The organism is Allobosea sp., from assembly GCF_030695125.1.
In the GTDB taxonomy this organism is placed as follows: domain Bacteria; phylum Pseudomonadota; class Alphaproteobacteria; order Rhizobiales; family Beijerinckiaceae; genus Allobosea.
Map to the genome: position 1 here is coordinate 101,776 of NZ_JAUYTP010000067.1, position 25,621 is coordinate 127,396.

The window sequence follows — 25,621 nt, forward strand, 5'->3', positions numbered from 1 at the left end:
CCGGCCGCAGACGGCCCTCCAGGGCCGCCGGTCTGGTCCGGCGCCATCTGAGGATGATCGATGTTGAACCGCCGCTCCTTGATTCTGGCCGGCTCGGCCGCCATCGCTGCGCCCGCGATCTCGCTGGCGCAGGGCAGCCGCCTTCGCTTCGCCGTCGGCCCGTTCCAGCCGTCGCCGAGCGATACGCGCAAGGCGTTCGAGCCGTTCTTCCGGCATCTGGCCGAGCGCCTCGGGCAGCCCTACGACCTCGTGGTGACCAATGACTGGGCCGGCATCTCGGTCGCGCTCGCGAACGGGCAGGCCGACATCGCCTGGATGGGGCCGTGGGGTTATGTCCTGGCCCATCACGCGGGCGCAGCGCGCGCCATCGCCACCGTCGGATATGACGGGCTGCCCTCCTACCACGCCATCATCCTGGCGCGGCCGGGCCTCGCGATCGGCTCATGGCCGGAGGGAGCCAGGGGGCTGCAGATTTCCTTCGCCGATGTGGGCTCCACCTCCGGCTGGCTGATCCCGACGCATTATTTCCAGAGCCGCGGCATCGACCCGAAGACCTTCTTCCGGTACCGCGACGGGGCATCGCATCCGGCCAATGTCATCGCCGTCGCCAATGGCCAGGTCGATCTCGCAACCGATTTCGACCGGAACTTCAACGGCATGGCGGAGCGTGGCCTGGTCCGACGCGACGAGGTCCGGATCGTCTGGACATCCGAGCCGCTGCCGAACGACCCGCTGGTCGTCCGCGCCGGCTTCGATCCTGCCGCCACCGCTCGCATCCAGGAGATCGTGACCACCCTCACGCCGGAGGAAGCGCGCGCCATCATGCCGCCGCGCTACACCGGCTGGGTGAAAGCCGATCACGAGAGTTACCGGCCGATCGAGGCGGCCGGCATCGCGGTCGGCCGCCTGAAGGCGAAGTCCTGAAGCCCATGGACATCGTAAAGGATGCGGATGGCCCTGCCCGGCCGCCGAGTGCGCAAGCCGATCTGGTTCCGACAGCGGCGAGTCGGACGGCTTTCGTTCCGCTGCTGGGTCTCGGCGTCGCCTTCTATGCGCTGTGCCTGCATGTGGCCGAAGTCGACGTCCTGCGCCTCTTTGAAGGCCTGCCTCGCCTGGCCGGCTGGATCGCGCGGTCATGGCCGCCCGACCTCAGCGAGATCGATGTGCTCGCCCGGCGCGGGCTGGAAACCGTGGCGATGGCGACGGTCGGTGTATCGTTCGGCGCCATCATCGCCGCTCCGCTCTGCCTGCTGGCGGCCCGGAACATCGGCGTGACGCCGCTGCTGGCGCTGCCGGCGCGCTGGCTGCTCAACGCCTTGCGGGGCATCGATTCCTTCGTGTTCGCGCTGATCTTCGTCGCGGCTGTCGGGCTCGGTCCCTTCGCCGGCGTGCTCGGCGTGGCGCTGCATACGGCCGGTTCGATCGCCAAGCTCTGGGCTGAGACGATCGAGACGACGGAGCCCGGACCGGTCGAGGCGGCCCGCATGAGCGGCGCGGGACGGCTGCGGGTCTTCCTGCATGCCCAATTGCCGGACGCGCTGCCCCAGCTTTCGTCCATCCTGCTCTACATGTGGGAGTTCAACGTTCGCGCCTCGACCGTCCTGGGGGTCGTCGGAGCCGGTGGCATCGGTCAGGAACTCAAGAACAGCGTCGACCTCTTGCAGTTCGACCGCGTGCTGACCATCCTGCTGCTTATCCTGGCCATGGTGACCGCCATCGACCAGTTGAGCGCCTGGTTGCGGCGGCGGCTGTCATGACGCCGACGCTCGCCGTCTCGGGCCTGTCGAAGCGCTTCGACAATGTGATCGCCCTGTCGGACGTGACGCTTGACGTCGCGGCTGGCGAGGTGGTGGCCGTGCTGGGCCCCAGCGGTTCGGGGAAATCGACATTGTTCCGCTGCATCACCCGGCTGACCGAGCCCGATGCGGGCAGGATTCGGGTCGACGGACAGGCGATCGATGCGCTGGCGTCCGCGACTTTGCGGCGCGCCCGCGGCGAGATCGGCGTCGTCTTCCAGCAGTTCAATCTCGTCCGCCGGCGGTCCGCCCTGGCGAATGTGATGACGGCCCGGCTGCCATCGCTGCCGCTGTGGCGGGTGGCGCTGGGGCGCTATCCGCAGGCGCTGCGGGAGCAGGCCGCAGAGGCGCTGCGCGCTGTCGATCTCGATCCGCAACGTGACCAGCGAGCAGACACGCTCTCGGGCGGACAGCAGCAGCGGGTGGCGATTGCACGCGCCCTGATGCAGGAGAGCCGCGTCCTTCTCGCCGATGAACCGGTGGCGAGTCTTGACCCGCACGCCGCGCGGATGGTGCTCGGTTTGATCCGGACGCTCGCGAGATCGAGGGGGCTCGCCGTGCTCTGCACCCTGCATCAGCCCGACCTAGCCGCCGAGTTCGCCGACCGGACCCTTCACATGCGATCGGGCCGGATCGTCTCCGGTGCAGACGAAGCCTGAGATCCCCCGCCTGGCGCCCTGCCCTCCCGAAGCCAGCGAGAGAGCTGTGCACCCCGAATGACTGGCCGCCTTGCACCCGCGATTGAATTCGATACATTCCTATCTAACGATATAAAATGGGAGGGTTCGATGATCGATCGGCGCCGCGTTCTTGCGGCCGGGGCGGCTTTTCTCTTGCCCGCGGCTTCCGTTCCCACCTCGGCGCAAGTCGTCGCCCGAACCGGAGGTGGCGATGCCGCCGTGACCGTCCTCAGCGATGGCGGCTTCGAAATGCCGGCCGCGATGCTGGCGCGCGATGTCGAGCCGGAGACGATCCGCTCCGTCGCGCGACTGTCGGGCCCGCTGACGACGGTGCTGAACGTCACCTGCCTGCGCCGGGGCGACCAGACGATCGTCTTCGACTGCGGCTCGGGCGCGAACTTCCTGCCCGGAACGGGCAAGCTCGCCGCCAGCCTGGAGGCGGCCGGCATCGCGCCCGACAGCGTCACCCATGTGCTCTTCACCCATCTGCACCCGGACCATCTCTGGGGTGCGCTGGACGATTTCGATACGCCGCTCTTTCCCAATGCGCGCTGGCTCGCCGCCGCCGAGGAGGTCGCCTACTGGACGAACCCCAAGGTCTATGAGGGTTTGCCGGAGGACCGGCACGCCTTCGCGGCGGGCGCGCAACGGGTGCTGAAGGAACTCGGCGACCGGCTGGAGACGCGCACCGCCGGGCAGGACTGGGCGCCCGGCGTCACCGCTTTCAGCACGGCCGGCCATACGCCCGGCCATGTCTCCTTCGCCTTCAGCGATGCGCAGGGGCCGGTCTTCGTGCTCGGCGACGCGCTGACGCACCCCGTGATCTCGTTTGCGCATCCCGACTGGCGGCCGGCCTCCGACCATGACCCCGACAGAGCGGTTGCGACGCGGCGCGCCCTGCTGGAGCGCGCCGTCGCCGAGAAGGCCCGCATCATCGGCTACCATCTGCCGGGCGCGATCGGCCGCGTCGAGAAGCAGGGCGCGGCCTATCGCTTCGTCCAGCCGGCCTGAGGCGCGGCTGGCGGCAGGGACTCAGAGCTTCTTGCCATCCTTGCCGAACTGCTTGAGGAAGGCCGTCAGATCGGCGATTTCCTTCTCGTTCTTGATGCCGGCGAAGACCATCTTGGTGCCCGGGATCTTGGCGCGCGGATCCTTGATGTAGTCGGCGAAGACCGCTTCGTCCCAGGTGATGCCGGAGTTCTTGTTCGCGGCCGAGTAGCTGTAGCCCTCGACCGTACCGGCGGTGCGCCCGAACATCCCGTTGAGCTGCGGGCCGACGCCGTTCTTCGCGGTCTCGCCGACCTGGTGGCAGGCGCGGCACTTGTTCCAGGAGCGCTCGCCGGCGGCGATGTCCTGCGCCGCTGCGGGCGAGGCGGCCGCGAAGGCCGAGGCGACGAGGAGGGCGCGGGTCAGCACGTGCATGAGGTGTCCTTCATTCGACGGGAAAAAAAGGGCCGCGCCCCGGGGCGCGGCCAGGGGGGTCGCACCGCGCGGGAGGGCACGGTGCGGGGGGACGCTCAGCCGAACATGTCGGCGGTGATGGCGGCATACCAGCCCATGTTCTCGGCCTGGTTTTCCTTGCGCAGCGCGTCGCTCTCGCCCGGCTGCGAGACGAAGGTCTCGGTCGCCGTGATCTTGCCGTCCTTGGGCTCGTAGCGGCCGCCGACCTTGATGGTGTCGTCGGTGTCGACCAGCGACCAGCAGGTGTTGACGTAGCGTGCCGGGAAGGTGCGCGCAGCCGTCAACTCGCCGCGGATCGCCATCGCCGCGACCTTGGCCTGGCTGTTGGCCGAGAAGGCGGATTTGGGCATGTCGCCGGCGATGCAGGCATCACCGAGGACGAAGATGTTGGCATCGACGGTGGACTTCATCGTCGCGGCGTCGATGGCGCAATAGCCACCGGCCGGAGCGAGGCCGGCGCTGCGGGCGATCTCGCCCGCCATCTGGGCGGGGATGACGTTGACGAAGGCGCAGTCCTTGTAGGTCTCGAAGCCGGTGACGACGCTGTTGGTCTTCGGATCGACCGATTTGATGCCGTCATGCACCTTCGGGCCGAGCCATTCGATCATCCCGCCATAGCGCTTCTCCCAGTCCGCCTGGAACACGCCCTGCTTGGAGAAGGCCTCCTTCGGATCGAGAATGATGATCTTGGCGTCGGTCTTGCCGGCCTTCTTCAGCGCATGGGCGAACATCGAGGCGCGCTCATAGGGGCCGGGCGGACAGCGGAAGGGGTTGGGCGGGGCGATCATCACGATCAGCCCGCCATTGGGCACCGCGTCGAGCTTCTGCTTGATGAGCTGCGTCTGGCGGCCGGGCTTCCAGCCATGCGGCATGGTCTCCTCGGCCTCCTTCGACCAGCCCGGCACGGAATCGTATTTCAGGTCGATGCCCGGCGAGACCACGAGCCGGTCGTAAGGCAGGCGCTGACCGGTCGAGAGCACGACCTCCTTCCTGTCGCGGTCGATCTGGGTGGCGCGGGCGCGGGCGATCGCGATGCCATGGGTCTTCGCCAGCGCGTCATAGCGATGGACGATCTCGTCATACGTCTTGAACCCGCCGACATAGAGGTTGGAATGGAAGCAGGTCTGGTAGGTCTCGTTCTCCTCGACCAGCGTCACGGAGATCCCGCCCTGGCTGTCCTTGGCGAGGTAGCGTGCCGCGGTGGCGCCGCCGGCGCCACCGCCGATGACGACGACGCGCGGCTTGGCCTGGCCGAGGACGGCCGGCGCGCCCAGACCCAGCGTCGCCGCCGCTGACAGGCCCGACAATGTGAATGCACGACGATCGATCTTCATGTCTCTCTCCCGGATTTTTCTTGTTGGTTGTTCGCTCGCTGATATCCCCGGCGGCCTCTTTGCGGGCCTTTGGCGGGCCTATCCGATCTTCATGTAGGCGAAGCCCTTGGACTGGAGCGCGGCGACCGTCGCCACGCCCGACGGCACGAAGGAGATGAAGGGGGCGTTGCGCGCCTTGGCCTTGTCGAGCTTGAGGCGGCTGAAGGTGATCTCGCAGAGATGAACCTTGAGCCCGTTCTTCGCGACATCCTCGACCCGCTCGAAGATCTTGGGAACCATGACCTCGTCGCGCCAGGTCGTCTCCTCCAGCGATTCGAGGAAGAACTTGACGCCCTGGCCATGGGCCACGATCGCCAGTTGCAGCGCGAAGGGGTCTGCGCCGTAGGCGGAATAGTGGTTGGCGATGTTGGTCAGCATCTGGACGAAGCGCGGCGGTTCCCCGAAGTCGCAATGGTAGACGCAGGCGACGTCGGCTTCCTTCCGGAGATCAGCGAGCTTCAGGTCGCGCGGCGCCGCCAGCGCGGGGGCCGCCAGGCCGGCCAGCCCCGCGACGGCCGCGGCCATCACCGTCCGGCGTGACGTCTCGTCGCTTGCGCTGGTCATCTCGACCTCCCTTCGCCTCTCTCCGGAGGCTGGCCTCATCGGGCCGGTTTCAGGCTCTCGTAATAGGCGGCCAAGGCGAGCAACTCCTCGCGGGTCAGGCGGCCTGCGATCGTCTGCATGATCTGGTTCTCGCGATGCTTGTCGCGGTAGGCATCCATCAGCGCGACGAACTGATCGGCCGGATGGCCGACGATCGCCGGGATGCCGCCGACCTGCCGGCCGCTGGTCTGGTGGCAGGCCGTGCACTCGGAGGAGAGGTACTCCCCGAGTGCGATGTCACCCGAGGCCAGGGCGGGGCCGCCGGACAGCGCGGCCGCGACGGCGACGAAGCTGATCCAGCCGGGCGACTGCCGGGAACTCCGCATCAGTCGACCTTCGGCGCCGATTTCGAATCGGGCGTGACGTCGAGCACAGCGGCGCGCCCCGTGATCTTCACCTCCGGTTTGCAGTTCGTCATGCAGGGCTCCTTGCCCCAGAACGCCTTTTCGGCCGTCTCGCGATCATCGTCATAGAAGGCGCCGGCATTGGGAAGCTTCACCGATGTGAAGTTCTTGTCCGACAATTCGAAGTCCTCGTCCTTCACGATGTCGTTGAGGAAGAGCAGATAGGCCGTCAGCGCGTAGGTGTCGTCGGGGCTCAGCGACTGGGCGTTGCCGAACGGCATGGCGCGGTGAATGTAGTCGTAGACCGTCGAGAGATCCGGCCAGAACGAGCCGATCGTCTTCTCGGGCCGGTCGGCGGTGAGCGTGCCCTGCCCACCCGCCAGCACCGGCCAGCGGCCATTGCCCTGGCCGAATTCGCCATGGCAGCTGGCGCACTGCGCCTGGAAGAGCTCGTCGCCCTGCCGGACCGTGCCCTTGCCCGGCGGCAGGCCGACGCCGTCGGGGCGGACGTCGATGTCCCAGGCCTTGATCTCGGCCGGCAGCGCGAGGCGGCCCAGCCCGAGCGGCGCGGGTTTTGCCGGGGCGGCAGGCGTGGCCGCCGGAGCCTGGGCCCTGGCGGCCGGGGCCGCCTTCTCCGCCGGAGGCGTTTTGGCGGTCTGGGCGATCAGCGGGCCGGCGCCGATGATGGCGAGAGCGGCCAGGCCTGACAGCAGGACGGGCTTAAGCGATCTCGACATTCTCGGTCTCCCCGTTGGGCCGGACATGCCAGGTCTGGATGCCGTTGTTGTGGTAGATGGAGTTGACGCCGCGGACCTTTCGCAGCTCGTCCTTGGTCGGCTGGACATAGCCGGTCGAATCCATGGCGCGGGACTGGATCAGCAGTTCCTGCCCGGCCCAGTCGAAATCGACATAGAAGCGCGTCAGCGACTTCTCGAGCACCGGCCCGTCGATGCGGGCGGACTGCCAGTTCTTGCCGCCGTCGAGCGTGACGTCGACCCGCTTGATCGTGCCGCGGCCCGACCAGGCGAGCCCCGAGAGCACGTTGCGGCCCTTGTGCTTGAGCGGCGCCTGCGGCGAGGGATTCGTCACCACCGACTTGGCGTCCATGATGAAGGTGTAGCGGCGCGAGCGGCCGTCAGCCAGGAGATCGGTGTATTTCGAGGTTTCCTCGCGCGCCTGCCAGGGCTTGTCGCCGGCCTCGATGCGGCGCAGCCACTTCACCCAGATATTGCCCTCCCAACCGGGAACCACGGCCCGCAGCGGATAGCCCTGCTCGGGGCGCAGCGCCTCGCCATTCATGGCAAAGGCGATCAGCACGTCGTCGAGCGCCTTCTCGATCGGCAGCGAGCGGTTCATGCCGGAGGCGTCGGCGCCCTCCAGCATCAGCCATTTGGCGCTGGGCTTGAGCCCGGCCTCGGCGAGCAGCAGCTTCAGCGGCACGCCCGTATACATGACGTTATGGATCATGCCGTGGGTGAACTGGCAGCCGTTGAGCTGCGCGCCGCGCCACTCCATGCCGGAATTGGCGGCGCATTCGAGAAAGTAGACATGGTTCTGGCGCGGCATCCGCCGGATGTCTTCCATCGTGAAGACCAGCGGCTTGTCGACCAGGCCATGGATCATGAGCCGGTGATTGGCCGGGTCGATCTCGGCGATGCCGCCGTGATGGCGCTCGAAGCACAGGCCCGACGGGGTGATGATGCCGTCGAGTTCATGCAGCGGCGTGAAATTCACAGAGGAATCCGGCGAGGCCGTCAGCCAGGAGACATCGCGGCGGACGATGTGCTTCTCGAAAGGCGACGGCGTGCCATAGGGGCGCTTGTCGACGCCCTCGCCGAGATAGCGGTTCCAGTCCTGGACCTCGGTGATCAGCGGGTCGGGCTTGGCCTCCTGCGCCCGCAGCGGCAGCGCGGAGGCGGCGAGCCCCGCGCCGGCGAGGCCGGCGGCGCCGAGAAAGCGCCTGCGGTCGAGCGGTTCGGTCTTTGGGTCTGAGCTCATCGGCGGATGTCCCGTGGTTGTGGTGCCCAGGATCGGCGGGGCGCGCTCAGGCGCCGCTGACCTTGACGGCGTCGTTGGGGCGGATGCTGACGGTCTTGCGCGCGGCGACATGGTTGCGGACCACGTCCCAGATCGGCGGGCCTTGCGTGCCTTCGTTGACGCTGGCCCAGCCGGCGACGACATATTTCCGCGCCGCATCGATCGGCTGGCCCGATTTCAGATGCGTCAGGCCAGAGATGCGGCTGCCCATCGGCTTGCCGACATCGATCGCGTAGCCCATGCCGCCGATGCGGACCATGTCGCCACCGCCCTGGAAATAGGGGTCGGGGTGGAAGATGTTGTCGGCGACGTCCTCGAGGATCTCCTTGAGCTGGGCGCCGGTCATCTCGTTGCGGTAGCAGTTGGGGTAGGTCATCGCCGTGGCGTTGGTGATCGCCTCCCAGGTGATGGCGTCGCCCGGCAGCAGCGTGCCGCCCCAGCGAAAGCCCGGCGACAGCGCGATCTCGGCGTCGCGCTGCTCCAGCATGGCCTCGCAGATCAGATCGTCGAAGGTGCCGTTGAAGTTGCCGCGCCGGTAGAGCAGCGAATCCGTCCGGCCGATTTCCTTCGCGAGATCGGCGGCATAGGGCGCGCGCACCTTGGAGATCAGCGCGGCCATGTCGGCATCGGGGGCGATCGCGTCCGAGAAGACCGGCATCAGCTTGAAGCGGATGTCGGCGAGCTTGCCGTCCTTGATGGCGATGTCGAGCCGCGAGACGAATTTGCCATGCGAGCCCGAGCCGACGAGCACGGTGTCGCCGACACGGATCAGGCCCGGCATCGCGTCATGGGTGTGGGCGGTGAGGATGATGTCGAGGCCCTTGACCCGCGAGGCGAGCTTCTTGTCGACATCGAAGCCGTTATGGGAGAGCAGCACGACCGCGGCGGCGCCCTCAGCCCTGGCTTCATCGACCTGCTTCTGAATCTCCTCCTCGCGGATGCCGAACTCCCAGTCCGGGAACATCCAGCGCGGATTGGCGATGGCCGTGCGCGGCAGTGCCTGGCCGATCACCGCGACCTTGACGCCGCCCTTCTCGAAGACCTTGCGCGGCGGGAAGACCGGCTCGTTCCATTCCCGGTCCCTGATATTCTGGGCGAGAAATGCGAAGGGCGCGCTCTCGGCGATCTCCTTGACGCGCTCGGCACCGAGCGTGAACTCCCAGTGCCCGACCATGGCGTCGGTCTTCAGGGCCGACATGACGTCGACCATGTCCTGCCCCTTGGTCTGGAGCGAGGACCAGCTGCCCTGCCAGGTGTCGCCGCCATCGAGCAGCAGCACCTTGTCGTCACCGCGCTCGGCCCTGACGGCCTTGACCAGTGTCGCGACGCGGTCGAGCCCGCCCATCCGGCCATAGGTCTTCGCCAGCGCGACGAAGTCGTCCGAGGTCAGGGCGAAGGCGTCGGCGGAGCCGGCGGCGATCTTGAAATGCGCACGGAACTCGGCGTCGACGAGATGCGGCGGCTGCCCCCTGGCCGGGCCGACGCCGAGATTGATCGAGGGCTCGCGGAAATGCAGCGGCATCAGCTGCGCATGGATGTCGGTGACGTGCAGGATCGTCAGCGTGCCCAGCGGATCGAAGCGCAGGATGTCGCTCTGCGCCAGCTTCTGCTGCGCCGCCGCACGCCCGAGCGGGCCCAGCCCGGAGGCTGCCGCAATCGCCGCGGCGGCGGCCGTCGCCTGGAGGAATTCGCGTCTGGAGACCATGATTCACCCTCTGGGCGAACGCCGAGCGCCGCCCACCGGCGATGTCCTCCTGGACATCGCGCTTCACGTCATCAGGAGTGTCGCCGGCCCGGCAGGCCGGCCCGTTCAGCCGACGGTCAGCTTGTTCTTCGAGCTGTACTCGGAGCCGTCGTCATCCTTCCAGACGAAGGTGAACTCGCCCGACTCGGTCGCCTTGAAGAAGAACGACTGGTAGGGATTGGCCGAGATCGCCGGGTGCCAGTCGGCTGCGAAGACGGGCTTGCCGTTGAAGCTCGCGCTGAACTTGTTGATGATCTTGCGCGGGATGGTCTTGCCCTGGGCATCCTTGCGCTGGCCCGATTCCATCTCGTGGGAGATCAGGGTCTTGATCTCGATCAGCTCGCCGGCGGCAGCCTTGGCCGGGACGCGCACGCGCGGGGTGGGTTTGGTCGTCATGGCGTTGTCCTCACCTGAAGTCGTTTTTTGTGGGGCGGGAGCAGCGACGGTCAGCCGCCGCAACCACCGATGGTGACCTTGACGTTGGCCTTGGCCATGTGGAGGGCGCCGTTCGACATCTCCGCCACGCAGACGATGTTCTGGGTCTGGGCGAGGCGCATGCGGGTCGCGGCCGAGGCCTTGCCGCAGGCGGGCGTGAAGCTGTAGCTGACGATGCCGGGCTGCGGGTTGCCGTCGGCATAGATGTGGACGGCCTTGACGTAGTCGGCCTCCGTCATCGGGCTCTCGACCTCGACATTGACGGGAACCACGAGGCCGTTCTCGGCGATCTCGGGCACGTCGAGCTTGATCTTGCCCTCGCCCAGCGGCTTGTCGCCATAGAGCTTCTTGATCTCCGCCATGACCGCCTTTTCATCGGCGAAGGCGAGGCGCGAGCCCAGAAGGCTCGCGAAAGCGGCGAGCGCGCCGGCCGTGAGGGTGCTGCGGCGGGTGAGCCCCGCGATCTGGAATGGCATTGGTATCCTCCTTGGAATTGTTCGTGTTTCGCTCTTGACGGCGAGGCCGCCACGCGATCATCATTTGCACGTATCGTGATATTGTTTTCTATGAATGTAAAGTCCCTCCGACAGAGAGGGACCTGCAACAAAGGTCGCAAAACCGCGGCCGCCTGAGGAAACGAAAGGGCAAGGGATGAAGCTCCCCATCATCGGAGCGGCTGTGCTGGCGGCCGCCATGACATTGGCCGCCGGGCACCTGACCGCACAGGCCCCGCCACAGGACGACAGCGAGAAGGAGATCGAGCGCTACCGGCAGATGCTGTCGGACCCGTTCTCGAATCCCGGTTTCCTCGCGGTCGACCGCGGTGAGGTGCTCTGGGCCGAGCCGCGCGGCGCCAAGAAGGCGTCGCTGGAGGCCTGCGATCTCGGCGAGGGCCCCGGCAAGCTCGATGGCGCCTTCGCCAAGCTGCCGCGCTATTTCGCCGATGCCGACCGCGTCATGGACACGGAACAGCGCCTGCTCTGGTGCATGGACACGTTGCAGGGACTCGACACCAAGGACGTCCTCGCCCGCCGCTTTTCCGGCCCCGGCCGCGCCTCGGATCTCGAAGATCTCACCGCCTTCATCGCCAACAAATCGAGCGGGATGAAAATCCAGCCGCAGCTCAGCCATCCCAAGGAGATCGAGATGGCGGCGGTCGGCGAGGAGCTATTCTATCGCCGCGGCGGCGTGATGGATTTCTCCTGCGCCACCTGCCACGCCGAGGAAGGCAAGCGCATCCGTCTGCAGGGCCTGCCCAACCTGTCGGTCGCAGGCGCCACGGCTCAGGCGACGATGGCGTCCTGGCCGACCTACCGCGTCTCGCAGAGCGCGCTGCGCACGATGCAGCACCGGCTCTGGGACTGCTACCGCCAGCAGCGCTGGCCGGTGCCCGATTTCGGCTCCGACAGCCTGACCGCGCTGACGGTCTTCCTGCAGAAGCAGGCCGCGGGCGGCGAAATCGCCGTGCCTTCGATCAAGCGCTGAGAGGACGGACAAGCCATGACCAAAACCGCTTTCCTCACCGCGGCCTGTGCCGCCCTCCTGATCGCCGGCCCGGCGCTGGCGCAGCAGAAGCCCAGCCAGGCCACGATCGAGGCCTATGTCAAATCGACCTTCGGCAAGGCCTCGCCCGAATGGCAGGCCCGGATCACGCCCGACGAGTCGCTCGCCGTCTGCAACACCACGCGCAACGCCGTTTCCTCCGTGCAATCGGAGGCGATCATCAAGCGCGAGATGGCCAAGGTCACCTATCCGGCCGACGGCAAGCTGCTCGGCGACTGGAAGAAGGGCTACACGGTCGCCAACAACGGCCGCGGCGGCCAGTTTTCCGATCCGCCGGGCACGGTGGCGGGCGGCAACTGCTTCGCCTGCCACCAGCTCGACCCCAAGGAAGTGAGCTACGGCACGCTCGGCCCCAGCCTCTCCGCCTATGGAAAGGACCGGAAATACGACGCCGAGGCGATCAAGGACGCCTACACCAAGATCTACAATTCGATGGCGGTGGTGCCCTGCTCGAACATGCCGCGCTTCGGCACCAACAAGGTGCTCGACGAGCAGCAGATCAAGGACGTGATGGCCTATCTGTTCGATCCCGAATCGCCGGTGAACAAATAGGCGTTTTACCCGCCGGCTGGCTTTTTTCCGGGCCAGTCGGCGAAGGCGCCGCGTTCGTAGCCCTTCTCGCGCACGAAGCGGAACCAGGCGAGGAACTCGCGCGGATCGGGCAGGCCCGGCATCCGCGCGACCTCGCGGGCGGCGGGCGCCCTCGCGCCCAGCCCCTCGGCGGTTTCGGGAAAGAACTGGATCGAGGGTGTTCCCTCGATCGCATAGCGCGCGGCGAAGGCCTTCTCGCCGGGTTTGCTGCCGTCGAAATCGGTCACCGGGCGCTGGCCGAGAATGTTGAGATGCAGGATCTCGAAATTCTCGCGGATGTAGCGCTCCGTCGTCGGATCGGCGAGATGGACCTCGTGCATCCGGCGGCAGGCCGGGCAGCCCTTCAGCCCCCAGAGGATGGCGAAGCGCTTGCCGGCGGCCGTTGCCGCCGCGAGGTCGTCGGCCAGCTCGAGGAAGCTCTCAAGATACCAGTCGAGCTTGTAAAGGCCATCCTCACCGAGCGTGGCCCGCGCAGAGGCGGCGCGTGGAATGGCGACACAGAGTCCGGCGGCGAGGATCGTGCGGCGCGTCTGCATGGCCAAACTCCCGGACGCGGCAGGAGCCGCCAGCCTGTGACTGGCATAAACATACGAATACGACTATGTTACCGCAATGGGTTTGATCCGTTCTCGCGCATGGGCGCTCCTGGCGTTCCTCGCCCTCCTCTGCGCCAGCCTGGCGCCGGGGGCTGCGACGGCGGCCGAACTCGTCATGTTCACCCGCGATGGCTGCCCCTGGTGCGCGCGCTTCGAGCGCGAGGTCGCGCCAGCCTATCATATGACGGAGGAAGGCCGGCGGGCGCCGCTGCGGCGGGTCGAGCTCAGGGCCGGGGGGTCGAACCTCGCCGGGCTGGCCGCGCCCGTCATCGCCGCGCCGACCTTCGTGCTCTTCGACGAGGGACGCGAGACAGGCCGCATCACCGGCTACCTGGGAGACGACGCCTTCTGGGGGTTGCTTGGCAAGATGCTTGCTGACATGCCAGGCCCCATTCACCGGAGCGGCACCGCCGCGAGACTGGATTGACCATGAGCGCGATCGTATCCAAGGCCATCGAAGCGGAGCTGCGCGACGGCGAGGAGTTCTCCGCCGAACTCGACGTCCTGATGCGCAAGGCCCGCAAGGCCAGCGACTTCCTCAAGGCGCTGTCGCACGAAAACCGCCTGCTGCTGCTCTGCCTGCTCGCCGAGCGCGAGCGGACCGTGACCGAGCTCGAGAACATTCTCTCGCTGCGCCAGCCCATGGTCTCGCAGCAGCTGGCGCGGCTGCGGCTCGACCAGATGGTCACGACGCGGCGCGAGGGCAAGGCGGTCTATTACAGCCTCGCCAACGACGATGTGCGCCGCATGATCGCAGTGATCTACGACATCTTCTGCGGGCCGCAAAAGCCGCCGGCCGTCGATTGATGCCGAGGCGCCCTGCCCGAGCCTCGACCTGACGGATGGGCCCGCTGCCTGCCTGGACGGTCGCGCTCATCGGCATCGGCATCGGCGCCGCCTGTGGCTTCACCGCCCGTCGCGCGCGCCTGTGCTCCTTCGGGGCGGTCGAGGATGTCTGGATCGGCGGCGACACGCGACGGCTGCGCATCTTCGGCCTGGCGCTGGGCGTGGCGCTGCTGGGCACGCAGGCGATGGTCTGGACCGGGGCCCTGAACCCCGCCCTCTCGACCTATGTTCCCAGCGCCGTGCCCTGGCTCGCGATCCTGCTCGGCGCGACGCTGTTCGGGCTCGGCATGGCGCTGGTGGGCACCTGCGGCTTCGGCTCGCTGGTCAGGCTCGGCACCGGCGATCTGCGCAGCCTGATCGTGATGATGGTGTTCGGTGCGACGGCCTATGCCACCTTGCGCGGCATCCTCGCACCCTGGCGGATCGACGGGCTGGAGCAGGTCGCCCTGCCGGTGCCCGGCGCCGTGCAGGGCGACCTGCCCTCGGTCCTGGCCTGGTTCGGATTCGGCAATTGGCGGCTGGGGATCGCGCTGGCCGCATCCGCCCTGCTCGTCCTGGCCGTTCTCCTCGACAGGCGGCTGCGGCGCTCACCGCGCTTGCTGCTGGCGGGCGTCACGCTGGGTTTGGGCGTGGTGGCCGGATGGTGGGCGACCGGCGTGGCGATCGACGAGTTTTCGGCTCCGGCGCGCCCCCAGAGCCTGACCTTCGTCTCCCCGGTCGGGCGGGCGCTCTATGCGGTGCTGACCACGCCCGAGGGGCTGCTCGATTTCGGCATCGGCACGATCATCGGCGTCGTGCTAGGGTCCTTCCTGTCGGCCTTGTTCGACCGCGAGTTCCGCTGGGAGGCCTTCGACGACCATCACGAGATGCGCCGGCATCTGGTCGGGGCGGTGATGATGGGCGGAGGCGGCATCCTCGCCGGAGGCTGCACCATCGGCCAGGGCATCACGGCCGGCTCGATGATGGCGCTGTCCTGGCCGCTGGCGATCGGCGGCATGATGATCGGCGCCCGCCTGGGCATCGCCTTCCTGATGGAAGGCTCGATCCGGCAGATCTTTCGGCGCTGACGGCCGCCTGGCCTTTCGATCAGCCGAAGACCGCCACAGACCCCCGCGCCACGACATACACCCCCACGACCGCGACGATCGCGGCGAAGACGCGCGATAGCAGCGATTTGTGGCCCGACAGGCGCTGGGCCAGCAGCGTGCCGCCGATTCCGCCTGCGACGCCGCCCGTGACGAACAGGGTGGCGATGCGCCAGTCGACCAGGCCCGACAGCGCATAGGACACGGCGGTGGTCACCCCGAAGGCCGTCACCGCCACGAGCGAGGAGCCGATCGCCATGATCATCGGCATGCGCGCCGCCCCCATCAGCCCGGGCACGATCAGGAAGCCACCGCCGATGCCGAAGAACCCGGATAGCCCGCCGACGAGCCCGCCCATGCCGAGCAGCCGCGGCAGCAGCTTCGGTGCGGTGCTGCGCCCGAGCGGCTTGAACGCGGCCCCGTCGCCGCCCTTGCGGACGAGCATCATGACCGCGATCACGATCATCAGCACCCCGAACAGGAGCAGAAGTTTCTGGCCATCGAAGCTCTTGCCGAGGGTCGAGCCGACCGCGGCGCCGGCGATGCCGGCAGCCGAGAAGACCAGCGCGCAGGGCCAGCGGACATTGCCGGCACGGGCATGGCCGAGCAGATTAGCAAACGCGCTGAGCGCGACCGCGACCGCGCTCGTGCCGATCGCAACATGCGGCGAGGCCACGCCGACGACATAGACCAGCAGCGGCACGGCCAGGATCGAGCCGCCGCCGCCGATCAACCCCAGAACGAAGCCGACCAGCGAGCCGGAGCCGACCGAGGCAAGATCGGCACCGGCGATCATGGCGTGAATTCCGCCGCGATCGGCCTCACTGGCCGATCACCTTCACCGCCGGATCGACAATCATGGCGGCGATGTCCTGCGGGCGAGCGGCGCTGACGCCCTCCATGAGAGCGTCGGCCTGGAGTTTCCGGTTGGGCAGGTAGATCGCACAAACCTGCACGGTTCCGCCCTTCTTCAGGAGCCCCTCCAGAAGCGTACGGACCGTCAAGCCCTGCGGCGTGACGACTTTGGTCGCCGCTTCGGGAACAGCCTTCAAAGCCATGTCGCCGGCCTCGCCGCAGAGCAGCATATGGACGCCGTGTCCGCTCGCCTGGATCTGGTTTGCGAGCACCAGGTTGAAGGCCTGGGCCTCCGCCGCCGACGCGCTCAGCAACATCAGCATCTTCTGGCCGGCGACAGCCGGCGAGGCCATCAGCGCACTCGCCAGCATTGCAGTCGAAACGGCTTTGAAAACAGGTCTCATTTGCGTGTCCTGGACGGTCGAGGGATGGGAAGCGCCAAGAGAACCTCTTGTGGCGCGGCGACGATCATTTCTCGCCCACTGGAAACTTCGCCCGGTCGAGCGTGTAGCCCCATGGCAGGCCGGAGTTCTTCCAGCCATTGACGCGCCGCCAGTTCTTCTCTGGGCCGTCCTTGACCGTGTCGCCTTCAAACCCGTCCACGACGATGTAGACGCTGGCGAAGCCCTTGCCCCACAGCTCTTTGGCCGAGGGCGCGCCCCTCTCGCCGCCCGAGCGGCACATCAGAAGGATCGGCGTGTCCTTGCCGAGACCGCGGTCGGCGAGCGCCTTGGCGATCTTCTCGGCAAAGGCGGGGTCGCGTTCGACCTGATAGACGGAACGCTTGTCATTCCACTTCGACAGATTGGCCGACATGAAAGGCACGACCGCGTCGACCGCCGGCGCAAAGCCGGTGAACATGATCTCGATCGGATCACGGACATCGACCAGCAGCACCTTGTCGCCCTTTGCCTGTTTCATGGCGAAGGCCTCGGTCGAGTCCACGTAGAGCTTCCAGGGCGTCTGCCGTTCGGGATCGGCAGGCTCCGGCGCCGCGAGGGCCGGGGCCACGCCCAGAAGGCTCAGCGCAACAAGCCAGTTGAAGAGTTTGGACATGACCGATCCCTTTGCGTGTCAGTTTGCCGTTTCAGCGCCGGCGCCGGCCTGCAGAGGCCGTCATCTCGAGCCCGCACCCCGTCGCTCATCACAACGCGTTGACCGGCACCTTGAGGAAGACCTTGCCGCTCTCGTCGGCCGGGGGCAGCGCGCCGGCGCGCATGTTCACCTGCAGCGAGGGAATGATCAGCTTCGGCATCGCCAGCGTGGCGTCGCGGGCCTCGCGGGTTTTGACGAAGTCATCCTCGCTGATGCCGTCCCGCACATGGATATTGTTCGCGCGCTGCTCGGCGACAGTGGTTTCCCAGCGGATCTCGCGGCCATTGGGGCCGTAATCATGGCACATGAACAACCGCATCGCGGGCGGCAGGTCGAGCACGCGCCGGATCGAGCGATAGAGCGTGCGGGCGTCCCCGCCGGGAAAGTCGGCGCGGGCGGAGCCGCCATCGGGCATGAACAGCGTGTCGCCGACGAAGGCGGCATCGCCGATGACATGCGTCATGCAGGCGGGGGTGTGGCCGGGCGTGTGCATCGCGAACGCGGTCAGCGCGCCGATCTCATAGCAGTCGCCGTCCTTGAACAGGCGGTCGAACTGACTGCCGTCGCGCTGGAACTCGGTGCCTTCGTTGAAGATCTTGCCGAAGGTGTCCTGGACGATGGTGATGTTCTCGCCGATGCCGATCTTGCCGCCGAGCTTGCCCTGGATATAGGGCGCGCCGGAAAGATGATCGGCATGGACATGGGTCTCGATCAACCATTCGAGCCTGAGGCCGGGCTTCTCGACGAAGGCGATGATCGCGTCGGCGGATTCATACGAGATGCGCCCGGCCGCGTAATCGATGTCCATCACGGAATCGATGATGGCGCAGGCCTTGGAGCCTGGGTCCTTGACGACATAGCTGACCGTATTGGTCGCCGCATCGAAGAAGGCGGTCACCTCGGGCTTGGCGGTGAGATCGACGGCGTGCGGAACGAGCGACATGACGAACCTCAGGGCTTGCTGTGACCGGGTGAACCCGGCTGCGGGCGGCGCGTCCGCCCGCAGCCGACGCATCAGGACTTGAGACGCATCAGGACTCGGGACGCATCAGGACTTGGCGAGAGGGCAGGTCCGGACGCCCAGCAGCGTATAGGCGGGGCAGAAGCGGAAGGCCGCCGTTCCCAGCATGACCACGCCCCACGCCGTCAGCGCGTATTTCCAGGCGCCCCAGGGCGCGACCAGATCGGCGACGGGAGGAACGAAGACCGCGGCGACGAGCACCGCCCCAAGGATGAACCGCAAGCTGCGATCGAGTGTGCCGACATTGGTCATGACTGTCTCTCCGGTGAATGGCGATGACTTGATTAATCATATTAGAATATTTGAATATGTAAAGGGAAATCGTCCGATCCCGGTGGCCGCGCGACGCCTCATCCCGCCTTTGCGAGCACGCGGTCATGCAGCAGCATGCCCGCGATCATCGCCGCAATGAACAGCAGGACCGGCGTCAGGCCTGTCGTCAGGGCCGAAAGCGCCGGCCCGGGGCAGAAGCCGGCCAGCCCCCAGCCGATGCCGAACAGAGCCGAGCCGCCGACCAGCCGGGCGTCGATGTCGGTCCGCTCGGGAATGTGAAACTGGGTGTCGAGGACGGGCCTGGGCAGCCGCCGCTGGATCGCAACCGCGATGACGGCGACGCAGACCGCCCCGCCCAGCACGAACATCAGGCTCGGGTCCCAATGACCGCTGGCGATATCGAGGAAGCCGATGACGCGGGCGGGATCGACCATCCCCGACAGGGACAGGCCGTAGCCGAAGAGCGCGCCCGACAGGAGCGCCACAGTGATGCGGGCGATGGCGAGCGCGCTCATGACAGCAATCCGGCGAGGGTGGCGGTGGCGACGCCGGCGAGGAGGAAACTGGCGGTGGCGACGATCGAACGCTTCGACAGCCGCGCCAGCCCGAGGATGCCATGCCCGGAGGTGCAACCCGAGCCCATCCGCGTGCCGATGCCGACGAGAAGCCCCGCGAGAATGACCACGGGCCAGGAGGCGGAGACCGTCATCGCCGGCAGCGCGCCATGGGCCGCCGCATAGAGTGCCGGACCGCCGAGCAGACCGACGACGAAGGCGCCGTTGACCCACGCCTGATGCCCGCCGAGCAGCCGCCCAACGATGCCGCTGATGCCGGCGATGCGGCCGTTGAGCAGGAGCAGCAGCCCGGCCGACAGGCCCAGCACCATGCCGCCGAACAGGGAAGGCCAATAGGCGCTCATGAGACGTCGTCCTTCTGACAGAAAATGGCGTAGAGGGCCTCGATCAGTTGCGAGGCCTTCTGCTGGGTGAGCCGGTAGAAGATCTGCTTGCCGTCGCGGCGCGTCTCGGCGACGCCGGTTTCCCTGAGGAGGCCGAGTTGCTGCGACAGTGTCGGCTGGTGGATGTCGAGCAGCCGCTCCAGCTCGCCGACCGAGAACTCCCCCTCCGTAAGCTTGCAGGCGAGCATCAGGCGAACGGGATGGGCCATCACCTTCAGCAAGGCGGCGACCTCCTCGGCGCGCGCCGCCATCGCATGGCGCGCATCGGCCTCCGTGACCGAGGCGCCGCTCACCAGACGGACCCCGGCAGGGCGTCGAGCGGGATCTTGAGATAGCGCCGCCCATCATCCTCCGGCTCCGGCAGGCGGCCGCCGCGAATGTTGACCTGCAGCGAGGGCAGGATCAGCCGGGGCATGGGCAGCGTCGCGTCGCGGGCCTCGCGCAGGGCGATGAAGCGCTCCTCCGTCATGTCGACGAGATGGGCGTTCTTGCGCTTCTGCTCGCCGACCGTGCTTTCCCAGCGCGCATGGCGCCCTTTCGGTTCGTAGTCGTGCCCGGTGAACAGCCGCGTCTCGTCGGGCAGCGCCAGAATGGCCTGGATCGAGGCCCACAGCGCTTTGGCACTGCCGCCGGGGAAATCCGCCCGGGCCGTACCCGAATCCGGCATGAAGATCGTGTCATGGATGAAGGCGGCGTCGCCGATGACATAGCTGACCGAAGCCAGCGTGTGCCCGGGCGAGAACATCACCTGCCCCTCGATCCCGCCGAGCATGAAGGTGTCGCCCGCCGAAAACAGACGGTCCCATTGCGAGCCGTCGGTGGCGAGCGCCGGCCAGTTGTAGAGACCCTGCCAGAGCCTCTGGACTTGCGTGACACGGGCGCCGATCGCCATGGGCGCGCCCGTCTTCTGCTTGAGATAATAGGCCGCCGAGAAATGGTCGGCATGGGGGTGGGTGTCGAGGATCCACTCCACCGTCAGCCCCCGCTCCGCGATGAAGGCCAGGAGCGCGTCGGCATGAACCGTCGCGGTCGATCCCGACTTCTCGTCGAAATCATGCACGGGATCGATGATCGCGCAGCGCTTCGTCGCCGCGTCCCAGACGACATACTGGACGCTGCCGGTGCGCGGATCATGGAAGCCCTTGACGTGCGGCGCGCGTGAGCGGTCGCGGTCGATCCAGACTTTCGCAGCGGACAGGTCGAGGCCCAGCCCTGCACCGAACGCAACGATCTCCTCGGCTCGCATCCGCCCGTCGAGAACCTCGCCGAGCACATGCAGGATCGCGACGCGCGTTCCGGAGCGGCAATGCGCATAGACCGGGCCCTGGATCGCGGCCACGGCCCGCTGGAAGGCCCTGATGTCGGCCTCGGTGATCGCAGCCGAGCTGACCGGAACATAGGCGTAGCCGAGCCCGGCCTCCTGCGCGATCGCGGCAGCCTGATCGTGACCGATCTGCCCGCCCTCCTCGCCATCGGGCCGGACATTGACGATGCCGGCAAAGCGCGAGCCGGCGAGATCGGCAAGGATCGCCGCGTCGGGCTGTCCGGCGGCGGTCAGCTTTGGGGAAAGGTCGATACCAGTCATGGGGCACTCACATAGACATTATATTATAAAATATAATGTAAGGCAGCCCTGCCGTTTCCGCAAGCCGCCTGAACGCCGCACCATGAAGGAGCGGCGCCTCGTCAGGCCGGCCGCACCACGATCCTGGAGCGCCCGGGCGATGGGGATGCGGCTTGCCAAGCGTCCCAGCGTCCGGTGAGGATCAAGTGTGATCCCGACCTCGGCCCGCACCGGCGCCGTGCATCGCGCCATCCTCTCAGCCGCAGCCGGCGACAAGGCCTGCCAGCAGCGCTCAAATCGAACTCGTCCAAATGGGTGACGTCACAGAGCGTCATGTCCCCGCGGCTTGTTGCTGCGAGGCACGGACGAATTGTCGAGATGGCCTGGGAGACAACCGCGAAACCCTTGCGGCCTGACCGCCGGGCGCTGTCGAAACCGCAATTTTTGCTTGATAATCAACCACTTAGTAAAGTGGCTGGGGGACTAGGACCCCCAGAGACTTCGCAGCGACCCCCAAAAATCGCCAAAAAGGCGCTGTTCTGGCCGGGATTGAACCCCTATTCGCCGACTATGCCCCGGGGGTGTGCCCATGGCAATGCCCAGGACAAACCGGTGCTGGATGACAGGAGCGCCTCCGCTCCTTCGTGCACTCAGGCCGAAATCGGGCACTGAGCACAATCCCTAGAAGGAGGCAGTCTATAGTCCCCGAGAAGAACAGCCCTGCCCTTTCAGGCAATCTGCATCGACGCTAGCTATATCAGCTTGAAAGATCGAAAAACGTGCGCACGGAATGAAGCCGATAAGCGCCGCTGACGCCCTAGCCATGCGGTCAAGCGCGATTTTTCTTGATACCCTCGAGGCGCATTAACCCTCCTATTCGATCGGGGTTGCGCTGATGACCTTGCTCGGCCACCGTCTCATTCTTCAATCGGCATGTCGCTCGAATTGAAGCGGCCGCCGGATCGTCGCCAAACGAACCCGACGGCCTGACCACTCTGTATCTGAGGGATACATCATGGCTGAGCCTTCCTATCACGGCGCCCCCGGCGCTGGGCAATCCCCTGTGCGTCATCCGCCCGCGCACAATTCGTCTTCCACACTGACGCCACCACTGCTCGGGGCCTTTGCGGCGCCCCCTCAGACACGGATCATCGTCCCGCTCATCTTCGTGCCGAGGCTCTATGTCGGCTCGCCAGCCGAGATCGCTGGCCTCCTTTCGGCGCCCGCCCTTCAGGTTCCCGGCGCATACATGCACCTGTGCCCGGCTACGCCGCTGGACCGAGCAGAGATCCGGATCGGTGAAGGGGGCAATGTCGCACGGCGCCTGCAGCAGAGCGCCGACGGTTGGTTAAACGGGGACTATTCGACCACGATCATCATCGCTTGCGATCACTCGGGTTTCGGCAAGACGTGCGCCGAAACTGTCGAGTCGCGGCTCACCGCGCGCCTGGAGAGCACGGGCTACGTGAAGGTCCAGCGCGACAGGCCGCCCAAAGTCCGGGATCTGTCGATCGGCGAACATAGGGCGATCGACGAAATGCTGGCGATCGCGGCGCACGAGCTTGAAAAGATCGGTCTCGACTTTCTCTCCCCGCCCAGGCGCCCCGCCGAGCCGATCCAGAGGTCCTTCGCGCCGCAGTCGCCTCAGGCCCGCGATGCCGTCAGCGAAATGCTGAGCCGCCTCGATCTCACGCGGCCGCCGCGTATGCCCGCTACACCGCCGGCAGCCCCGAAGCCGATCTCGTCCAAGCCGCGGCCATCGCCGTGGGCGGCGTCGCGTTACGTCCTGCACTACGCCGAGATGGAGGGGACTTTGACCAAGCTCGGCGCCAAGCGCTTCGAACTCGCGGTCGGGACGCAGGTGTCGGCGACTGAGGTGCCGGCGCTCCTCGCCAAGAATCGCGCGATCCGCAAGGACCTGATGGTCCAGGGCCTGATCGGCTGTGACCGCAAGCGTGGCAACGGCCTGTTCGTGCTTCGCCCGATCGTCGTGAAGTCCGGCGCGATCGCGGCGGCGATTGTCAGCGGCTCGACCAAGACAGCCACCCACGTCTGGCGCCCCGCCTGAGCCCAGCGCGGCGTCCCACGCTCAAATCCACTTCGTCTCTCAAGAGCGCGCTGCAGCCTCGAAGGCCGGCGCCAAGGAACCCTCATGTCCGTCATCGACACACTCGACCTGCCTGAAGTCTGCTTCAGTTGCACCCCGCCGCACTGGTGGAGCGCTCTTGCTCCCGAAGACTGGACGCCGGACGCCCGCTGGGGGCTGTCGGATCGCGTCCTTGAGCCGCTGGAACTCTTGCATGACCGTCGCTGGGCCCATGCACGGGCCGGCGACCCCGCAGCCGCCATCGCTTTGGCCATCGCCTACGACCGAGGTGATACCCAGCCCGCGCTGCTCAACGCGATGATGTCGGCGCTGGTGGCCAATGCTCTGCTCGGCTCCGCAGCCGCCCGGCTGGTCCTCATCCACGGCCTGTCCAGGCGCTGGCGCCTCGATCCCGCGCGGTACGAGCGCGCGCTGCACGGCTGGCAGGAGCTCGATCGCGAGCTTGGGATCGCCGCCGCTGGCACCGAAGCGAGTGGAGAGGCTGCCGTCTCGGCCATCTCCAACGCATCCAACTGAGAGGCGAAGTCATGACCGACCTCGAGGATTTCGAGTTGGATCTCAGCACAGGCGCTGCCCTGGATGCAGCCGAGGCCGACGGCAGCGATCCCATCGCAACTTTGCCGCGTTTGTTCCGGATCGGCTTGAGCGCGATCGGGCATCGAAAGCACATCCCCCAGCGGATTGCCGCTGAGATCATGGAGGTGGCCCCGACCGGCAAGCCGAAGGTCGAGGCCTGGCTCGCCAAAGCAGCCGATGCTCCCATGAACGCGTTGGTAAGATGGCTCGATCGGGAGGCGGTAAAAAGCGATCAGCCAGTGCTGAAAGCTCTTGGTGACACGGTCCTGCTCGTGTCGCTGACGCCGTTCACCCGGCATCGCGATGGACATGCCCGGGTCGCGCTCGCGCTGAAGGTCGCTTATGACGGATTGCCCTTCGACCTCGATGCTGACACCAGGTTTGCGGCAACGAAGCTCCTTATCGGCTGGTCGATGATCGGTGCCGGAGCGTTCACATCGACGCGCCACACGCATGCGATCGATATGTGCCCGAGCCTGGCGAACTCCGCCTGCGAAGATCTGTCGACCATGCTGCATCAGCAGGCGAAGGCAGAGGCAAAAGAGCGTGCTGATAAGGACAAACCCAGCCAGGGGCTGAACAAGTTCTCAGGCGCAAAGCCCTCCCTGATCATTCCCGCGGGGCACATTCTCGTCTGCCCGCAGCCGGGCGGCAACAAGAGTGGCGGCGTTATCATGGGCATCAGCCACATCGTCGCGCAGCCCGTCCCGCTGGCCAGAACCCCGGATCTTGCACAGGTGAGGCGCGAACTCCTCTCCGAGTTCCCACATCTCACCTCGACGATTGATCGGATTCTGGCCGAGTTGATCGGGCGCGAGTTCGTGCACTTCCAGCCGCTCGTCCTGGTTGGCCCCCCAGGTGCCGGCAAGTCGCGCCTGGTTCGCCGCTTGGCGGAAGCTTTGCGCGTCAGTGTTTGGCGCACGGCTGCGGCAACGGCCGACGGTGGTGCGCTCGGGGGGACCGATCGGCGCTGGTCGACCAGTCAGCCCGCTCACCCCATCTTGGCAATCGCCGCCGCCCGGCACGCCAACCCCATCGTCATGATCGACGAAATCGAGAAAGCGCCGACCCGATCCGACTACGGTCGCCTCTGGGACGTGTTGCTCTCGATGCTCGAACCTGAAACCGCACGGCGTTTCCTCGACCCGTCGCTGCAAGTTGAGTGCAACCTGTCGATGGTCACCTTCCTCGCGACCGCTAACAGCCTCGATCCATTGCCGGCCCCGCTGCGCGACCGCATGCGGGCGATTTCCGTGCCGGAGCCGACGGCTGACGACATCGTCGCGCTGCTCCCGCTCGTCATGAACGACGTCGCGCGCGAGAGGGGCATGGCCGCAGCTTGGGTCGAGCCCCTCGATGGCACCGAGCGCAGTCTGATCGCTAAGAACTGGCCCGGGGGGTCCCTCCGCCAGCTCCGGCGGCTCGTCGAGACCGTAATGAGCGCCCGTGAGTTGAGCAGGACGATGCATTAGAAGAATGGGCATGGTTGCTCGCAGATGACGCTGGCGTCATGTCAGCCCATCTGCGAGCGCTAGTCCCAAATGAGCTTCTGCAAGTGGCCCTTAGCTGGCGTCGGGAGCGTCCGCTTTCGGGTAACTTTGCTGGCTGCCTCGCCGCGACCGGAGCTAGCCGTTAGGCGAACATGTGAAGTTCCGGTCATAGTTGCCGGGTTGGCGCGCGCCATGGGACAGTCGAGCAGCCCAGAAACGACGGTGAAGTTGCACGCGTTGTCCCAAGTGACGCTCGCGTCGTAGCCGAATGGAATGACGAGGTCTAAGGTCTCACTGCCCGCCTGAAAGGCCGGACCGGGGATTACTCCGGGCTCAAGGTGGCTCAGTTGGCAAGCTGGAGCAGAAAGAAAATCGATTTTCGGGTATTGGCCTGCTGCCGGTTTCGTGGACGGTCAGTTAAGCTAATCCCACCTTCATTTCGAACTCGGCCGGGCTGAGATAGCCGATGGCCGAGTGCCTGCGGATCGTGTTGTAGAACCTCTCGACGTAGTCGAACACATCTGCCCT

The 25,621-nt window shown here is 66.7% G+C and carries 32 protein-coding genes; 12 read left to right on the top strand and 20 right to left on the bottom strand.

What is annotated here, in order from left to right:
- Positions 1-60 precede the first annotated feature (60 nt).
- The 4 genes from Q8S38_RS19535 (at position 61) to Q8S38_RS19550 (ending at position 3,487) form a co-directional block, all read left to right on the top strand.
- Positions 61-924 carry a phosphate/phosphite/phosphonate ABC transporter substrate-binding protein gene (locus tag Q8S38_RS19535; protein WP_305682006.1) on the top strand — a complete coding sequence of 288 codons (864 nt, stop codon included), beginning with the start codon at positions 61-63 and terminating at the stop codon, positions 922-924.
- 5 nt (positions 925-929) lie between these two features.
- Entirely contained in the window at positions 930-1,757 is an 828-nt protein-coding gene (gene phnE, locus Q8S38_RS19540; protein ID WP_305682007.1) for a phosphonate ABC transporter, permease protein PhnE, read from the top strand.
- Positions 1,758-1,801: 44 nt separating this feature from the next.
- Positions 1,802-2,455, top strand: a complete 654-nt coding sequence (locus Q8S38_RS19545) for a phosphonate ABC transporter ATP-binding protein (protein WP_305682008.1) — start codon at positions 1,802-1,804, stop codon at positions 2,453-2,455.
- A 240-nt stretch (positions 2,456-2,695) separates the two neighbouring features.
- Complete coding sequence (locus tag Q8S38_RS19550) at positions 2,696-3,487, top strand: MBL fold metallo-hydrolase (protein ID WP_305682009.1); 792 nt, start codon at positions 2,696-2,698, stop codon at positions 3,485-3,487.
- A 21-nt stretch (positions 3,488-3,508) separates the two neighbouring features.
- On the opposite strand, the gene Q8S38_RS19555 is transcribed toward Q8S38_RS19550, so the two are convergent.
- From Q8S38_RS19555 to soxY, 9 genes are all read right to left on the bottom strand, one after another.
- A complete protein-coding gene (locus Q8S38_RS19555) occupies positions 3,509-3,898 on the bottom strand; it encodes a c-type cytochrome (RefSeq protein WP_305682010.1) in 390 nt (129 codons plus the stop codon).
- Between the two features lie 95 nt (positions 3,899-3,993).
- Positions 3,994-5,271 (bottom strand): NAD(P)/FAD-dependent oxidoreductase, encoded by a 1,278-nt coding sequence (locus Q8S38_RS19560; protein ID WP_305682011.1) that lies wholly within the window; start codon positions 5,269-5,271, stop codon positions 3,994-3,996.
- Positions 5,272-5,349: 78 nt separating this feature from the next.
- A complete protein-coding gene (locus Q8S38_RS19565) occupies positions 5,350-5,874 on the bottom strand; it encodes a DsrE family protein (RefSeq protein ID WP_305682012.1) in 525 nt (174 codons plus the stop codon).
- A 35-nt stretch (positions 5,875-5,909) separates the two neighbouring features.
- Positions 5,910-6,239, bottom strand: a complete 330-nt coding sequence (locus Q8S38_RS19570) for a c-type cytochrome (RefSeq protein ID WP_305682013.1) — start codon at positions 6,237-6,239, stop codon at positions 5,910-5,912.
- Positions 6,239-6,994, bottom strand: a complete 756-nt coding sequence (locus Q8S38_RS19575) for a c-type cytochrome (RefSeq protein ID WP_305682014.1) — start codon at positions 6,992-6,994, stop codon at positions 6,239-6,241. The genes Q8S38_RS19570 and Q8S38_RS19575 overlap by 1 nt, the downstream gene beginning before the upstream one ends.
- Positions 6,978-8,255, bottom strand: coding sequence for a sulfite dehydrogenase (gene soxC / locus Q8S38_RS19580; RefSeq protein WP_305682015.1), 1,278 nt, complete (start codon positions 8,253-8,255; stop codon positions 6,978-6,980). Before soxC ends, Q8S38_RS19575 begins: the two co-directional genes overlap by 17 nt.
- Before the next feature lie 46 nt (positions 8,256-8,301).
- Positions 8,302-9,999 carry a thiosulfohydrolase SoxB gene (gene soxB / locus Q8S38_RS19585; RefSeq protein ID WP_305682016.1) on the bottom strand — a complete coding sequence of 566 codons (1,698 nt, stop codon included), beginning with the start codon at positions 9,997-9,999 and terminating at the stop codon, positions 8,302-8,304.
- A 105-nt stretch (positions 10,000-10,104) separates the two neighbouring features.
- On the bottom strand, positions 10,105-10,434 hold the full coding sequence (gene soxZ, locus Q8S38_RS19590; RefSeq protein WP_069053570.1) for a thiosulfate oxidation carrier complex protein SoxZ: 330 nt from the start codon (positions 10,432-10,434) through the stop codon (positions 10,105-10,107).
- Between the two features lie 50 nt (positions 10,435-10,484).
- Entirely contained in the window at positions 10,485-10,949 is a 465-nt protein-coding gene (gene soxY / locus Q8S38_RS19595; protein WP_305682017.1) for a thiosulfate oxidation carrier protein SoxY, read from the bottom strand.
- 217 nt (positions 10,950-11,166) lie between these two features.
- Here soxY and soxA point away from each other — a divergent pair, with 217 nt between their 5' ends.
- Positions 11,167-11,958: a sulfur oxidation c-type cytochrome SoxA gene (gene soxA / locus Q8S38_RS19600; protein ID WP_305682040.1), complete on the top strand. Its 792-nt coding sequence runs from the start codon at positions 11,167-11,169 to the stop codon at positions 11,956-11,958.
- Between the two features lie 15 nt (positions 11,959-11,973).
- Positions 11,974-12,588 carry a sulfur oxidation c-type cytochrome SoxX gene (soxX, locus tag Q8S38_RS19605; RefSeq protein ID WP_305682018.1) on the top strand — a complete coding sequence of 205 codons (615 nt, stop codon included), beginning with the start codon at positions 11,974-11,976 and terminating at the stop codon, positions 12,586-12,588.
- A 5-nt stretch (positions 12,589-12,593) separates the two neighbouring features.
- Here soxX and Q8S38_RS19610 read toward each other — a convergent pair whose 3' ends face one another.
- Complete coding sequence (locus Q8S38_RS19610) at positions 12,594-13,163, bottom strand: SoxW family protein (protein ID WP_305682019.1); 570 nt, start codon at positions 13,161-13,163, stop codon at positions 12,594-12,596.
- A 76-nt stretch (positions 13,164-13,239) separates the two neighbouring features.
- On the opposite strand from Q8S38_RS19610, the gene Q8S38_RS19615 reads away from it, so the two are divergent.
- The 3 genes from Q8S38_RS19615 to Q8S38_RS19625 are packed head-to-tail and all read left to right on the top strand — an operon-like array spanning position 13,240 to position 15,136.
- Positions 13,240-13,650, top strand: coding sequence for a thioredoxin domain-containing protein (locus tag Q8S38_RS19615; protein WP_305682020.1), 411 nt, complete (start codon positions 13,240-13,242; stop codon positions 13,648-13,650).
- Between the two features lie 2 nt (positions 13,651-13,652).
- Complete coding sequence (locus Q8S38_RS19620) at positions 13,653-14,030, top strand: ArsR/SmtB family transcription factor (RefSeq protein ID WP_305682021.1); 378 nt, start codon at positions 13,653-13,655, stop codon at positions 14,028-14,030.
- A gap of 35 nt (positions 14,031-14,065) precedes the next feature.
- The gene (locus Q8S38_RS19625; RefSeq protein ID WP_305682022.1) at positions 14,066-15,136 is read left to right on the top strand and encodes a YeeE/YedE family protein; all 1,071 of its coding nucleotides are present in this window, start codon (positions 14,066-14,068) and stop codon (positions 15,134-15,136) included.
- A 19-nt stretch (positions 15,137-15,155) separates the two neighbouring features.
- Here Q8S38_RS19625 and Q8S38_RS19630 read toward each other — a convergent pair whose 3' ends face one another.
- From Q8S38_RS19630 to blh, 9 genes are all read right to left on the bottom strand, one after another.
- Positions 15,156-15,950 (bottom strand): sulfite exporter TauE/SafE family protein, encoded by a 795-nt coding sequence (locus Q8S38_RS19630; protein WP_305682023.1) that lies wholly within the window; start codon positions 15,948-15,950, stop codon positions 15,156-15,158.
- Between the two features lie 25 nt (positions 15,951-15,975).
- Positions 15,976-16,413, bottom strand: a complete 438-nt coding sequence (locus Q8S38_RS19635) for a DsrE family protein (RefSeq protein WP_305682024.1) — start codon at positions 16,411-16,413, stop codon at positions 15,976-15,978.
- A 64-nt stretch (positions 16,414-16,477) separates the two neighbouring features.
- Complete coding sequence (locus tag Q8S38_RS19640) at positions 16,478-17,065, bottom strand: rhodanese-like domain-containing protein (protein WP_305682025.1); 588 nt, start codon at positions 17,063-17,065, stop codon at positions 16,478-16,480.
- Between the two features lie 88 nt (positions 17,066-17,153).
- Complete coding sequence (locus Q8S38_RS19645) at positions 17,154-18,047, bottom strand: MBL fold metallo-hydrolase (RefSeq protein WP_305682026.1); 894 nt, start codon at positions 18,045-18,047, stop codon at positions 17,154-17,156.
- Between the two features lie 105 nt (positions 18,048-18,152).
- Positions 18,153-18,377 carry a YgaP family membrane protein gene (locus Q8S38_RS19650; protein WP_305682027.1) on the bottom strand — a complete coding sequence of 75 codons (225 nt, stop codon included), beginning with the start codon at positions 18,375-18,377 and terminating at the stop codon, positions 18,153-18,155.
- 98 nt (positions 18,378-18,475) lie between these two features.
- A complete protein-coding gene (locus tag Q8S38_RS19655) occupies positions 18,476-18,913 on the bottom strand; it encodes a YeeE/YedE family protein (RefSeq protein ID WP_305682028.1) in 438 nt (145 codons plus the stop codon).
- Entirely contained in the window at positions 18,910-19,317 is a 408-nt protein-coding gene (locus tag Q8S38_RS19660) for a YeeE/YedE family protein (RefSeq protein ID WP_305682029.1), read from the bottom strand. Before Q8S38_RS19660 ends, Q8S38_RS19655 begins: the two co-directional genes overlap by 4 nt.
- Positions 19,314-19,607 (bottom strand): sulfite-sensing transcriptional repressor BigR, encoded by a 294-nt coding sequence (bigR, locus tag Q8S38_RS19665; RefSeq protein ID WP_305682041.1) that lies wholly within the window; start codon positions 19,605-19,607, stop codon positions 19,314-19,316. The genes Q8S38_RS19660 and bigR overlap by 4 nt, the downstream gene beginning before the upstream one ends.
- Before the next feature lie 38 nt (positions 19,608-19,645).
- Positions 19,646-20,941, bottom strand: a complete 1,296-nt coding sequence (gene blh / locus Q8S38_RS19670; protein ID WP_305682030.1) for a bifunctional sulfur transferase/dioxygenase Blh — start codon at positions 20,939-20,941, stop codon at positions 19,646-19,648.
- Positions 20,942-21,935: 994 nt separating this feature from the next.
- Between blh and Q8S38_RS19675 the strand changes: the two genes are divergently transcribed.
- The 3 genes from Q8S38_RS19675 to Q8S38_RS19685 all read left to right on the top strand — a co-directional run bounded on the left by Q8S38_RS19675 (position 21,936) and on the right by Q8S38_RS19685 (position 25,075).
- Complete coding sequence (locus Q8S38_RS19675) at positions 21,936-22,988, top strand: hypothetical protein (protein WP_305682031.1); 1,053 nt, start codon at positions 21,936-21,938, stop codon at positions 22,986-22,988.
- 84 nt (positions 22,989-23,072) lie between these two features.
- Positions 23,073-23,543 carry a hypothetical protein gene (locus Q8S38_RS19680; protein WP_305682032.1) on the top strand — a complete coding sequence of 157 codons (471 nt, stop codon included), beginning with the start codon at positions 23,073-23,075 and terminating at the stop codon, positions 23,541-23,543.
- Positions 23,544-23,554: 11 nt separating this feature from the next.
- The gene (locus tag Q8S38_RS19685) at positions 23,555-25,075 is read left to right on the top strand and encodes an AAA family ATPase (protein ID WP_305682033.1); all 1,521 of its coding nucleotides are present in this window, start codon (positions 23,555-23,557) and stop codon (positions 25,073-25,075) included.
- Between the two features lie 435 nt (positions 25,076-25,510).
- On the opposite strand, the gene Q8S38_RS19690 is transcribed toward Q8S38_RS19685, so the two are convergent.
- The coding region (locus Q8S38_RS19690; RefSeq protein ID WP_305682042.1) for an IS3 family transposase at positions 25,511-25,621 on the bottom strand (111 nt) is incomplete at its 5' end.

Coding starts and splice junctions, on each gene's coding strand:
- Q8S38_RS19535 (WP_305682006.1), top strand. CDS start 61: ATGTTGAACCGCCGCTCCTTGATTCTGGCCGGCTCGGCCGCCATCGCT.
- phnE (WP_305682007.1), top strand. CDS start 930: ATGGACATCGTAAAGGATGCGGATGGCCCTGCCCGGCCGCCGAGTGCG.
- Q8S38_RS19555 (WP_305682010.1), bottom strand. CDS start 3,898: ATGCACGTGCTGACCCGCGCCCTCCTCGTCGCCTCGGCCTTCGCGGCC.
- Q8S38_RS19560 (WP_305682011.1), bottom strand. CDS start 5,271: ATGAAGATCGATCGTCGTGCATTCACATTGTCGGGCCTGTCAGCGGCG.
- Q8S38_RS19565 (WP_305682012.1), bottom strand. CDS start 5,874: ATGACCAGCGCAAGCGACGAGACGTCACGCCGGACGGTGATGGCCGCG.
- Q8S38_RS19570 (WP_305682013.1), bottom strand. CDS start 6,239: ATGCGGAGTTCCCGGCAGTCGCCCGGCTGGATCAGCTTCGTCGCCGTC.
- Q8S38_RS19575 (WP_305682014.1), bottom strand. CDS start 6,994: ATGTCGAGATCGCTTAAGCCCGTCCTGCTGTCAGGCCTGGCCGCTCTC.
- soxC (WP_305682015.1), bottom strand. CDS start 8,255: ATGAGCTCAGACCCAAAGACCGAACCGCTCGACCGCAGGCGCTTTCTC.
- soxB (WP_305682016.1), bottom strand. CDS start 9,999: ATGGTCTCCAGACGCGAATTCCTCCAGGCGACGGCCGCCGCCGCGGCG.
- soxZ (WP_069053570.1), bottom strand. CDS start 10,434: ATGACGACCAAACCCACCCCGCGCGTGCGCGTCCCGGCCAAGGCTGCC.
- soxY (WP_305682017.1), bottom strand. CDS start 10,949: ATGCCATTCCAGATCGCGGGGCTCACCCGCCGCAGCACCCTCACGGCC.
- soxA (WP_305682040.1), top strand. CDS start 11,167: ATGACATTGGCCGCCGGGCACCTGACCGCACAGGCCCCGCCACAGGAC.
- soxX (WP_305682018.1), top strand. CDS start 11,974: ATGACCAAAACCGCTTTCCTCACCGCGGCCTGTGCCGCCCTCCTGATC.
- Q8S38_RS19610 (WP_305682019.1), bottom strand. CDS start 13,163: ATGCAGACGCGCCGCACGATCCTCGCCGCCGGACTCTGTGTCGCCATT.
- Q8S38_RS19615 (WP_305682020.1), top strand. CDS start 13,240: ATGGGTTTGATCCGTTCTCGCGCATGGGCGCTCCTGGCGTTCCTCGCC.
- Q8S38_RS19620 (WP_305682021.1), top strand. CDS start 13,653: ATGAGCGCGATCGTATCCAAGGCCATCGAAGCGGAGCTGCGCGACGGC.
- Q8S38_RS19625 (WP_305682022.1), top strand. CDS start 14,066: ATGGGCCCGCTGCCTGCCTGGACGGTCGCGCTCATCGGCATCGGCATC.
- Q8S38_RS19630 (WP_305682023.1), bottom strand. CDS start 15,950: ATGATCGCCGGTGCCGATCTTGCCTCGGTCGGCTCCGGCTCGCTGGTC.
- Q8S38_RS19635 (WP_305682024.1), bottom strand. CDS start 16,413: ATGAGACCTGTTTTCAAAGCCGTTTCGACTGCAATGCTGGCGAGTGCG.
- Q8S38_RS19640 (WP_305682025.1), bottom strand. CDS start 17,065: ATGTCCAAACTCTTCAACTGGCTTGTTGCGCTGAGCCTTCTGGGCGTG.
- Q8S38_RS19645 (WP_305682026.1), bottom strand. CDS start 18,047: ATGTCGCTCGTTCCGCACGCCGTCGATCTCACCGCCAAGCCCGAGGTG.
- Q8S38_RS19650 (WP_305682027.1), bottom strand. CDS start 18,377: ATGACCAATGTCGGCACACTCGATCGCAGCTTGCGGTTCATCCTTGGG.
- Q8S38_RS19655 (WP_305682028.1), bottom strand. CDS start 18,913: ATGAGCGCGCTCGCCATCGCCCGCATCACTGTGGCGCTCCTGTCGGGC.
- Q8S38_RS19660 (WP_305682029.1), bottom strand. CDS start 19,317: ATGAGCGCCTATTGGCCTTCCCTGTTCGGCGGCATGGTGCTGGGCCTG.
- bigR (WP_305682041.1), bottom strand. CDS start 19,607: ATGGCGGCGCGCGCCGAGGAGGTCGCCGCCTTGCTGAAGGTGATGGCC.
- blh (WP_305682030.1), bottom strand. CDS start 20,941: ATGACTGGTATCGACCTTTCCCCAAAGCTGACCGCCGCCGGACAGCCC.
- Q8S38_RS19675 (WP_305682031.1), top strand. CDS start 21,936: ATGGCTGAGCCTTCCTATCACGGCGCCCCCGGCGCTGGGCAATCCCCT.
- Q8S38_RS19680 (WP_305682032.1), top strand. CDS start 23,073: ATGTCCGTCATCGACACACTCGACCTGCCTGAAGTCTGCTTCAGTTGC.
- Q8S38_RS19685 (WP_305682033.1), top strand. CDS start 23,555: ATGACCGACCTCGAGGATTTCGAGTTGGATCTCAGCACAGGCGCTGCC.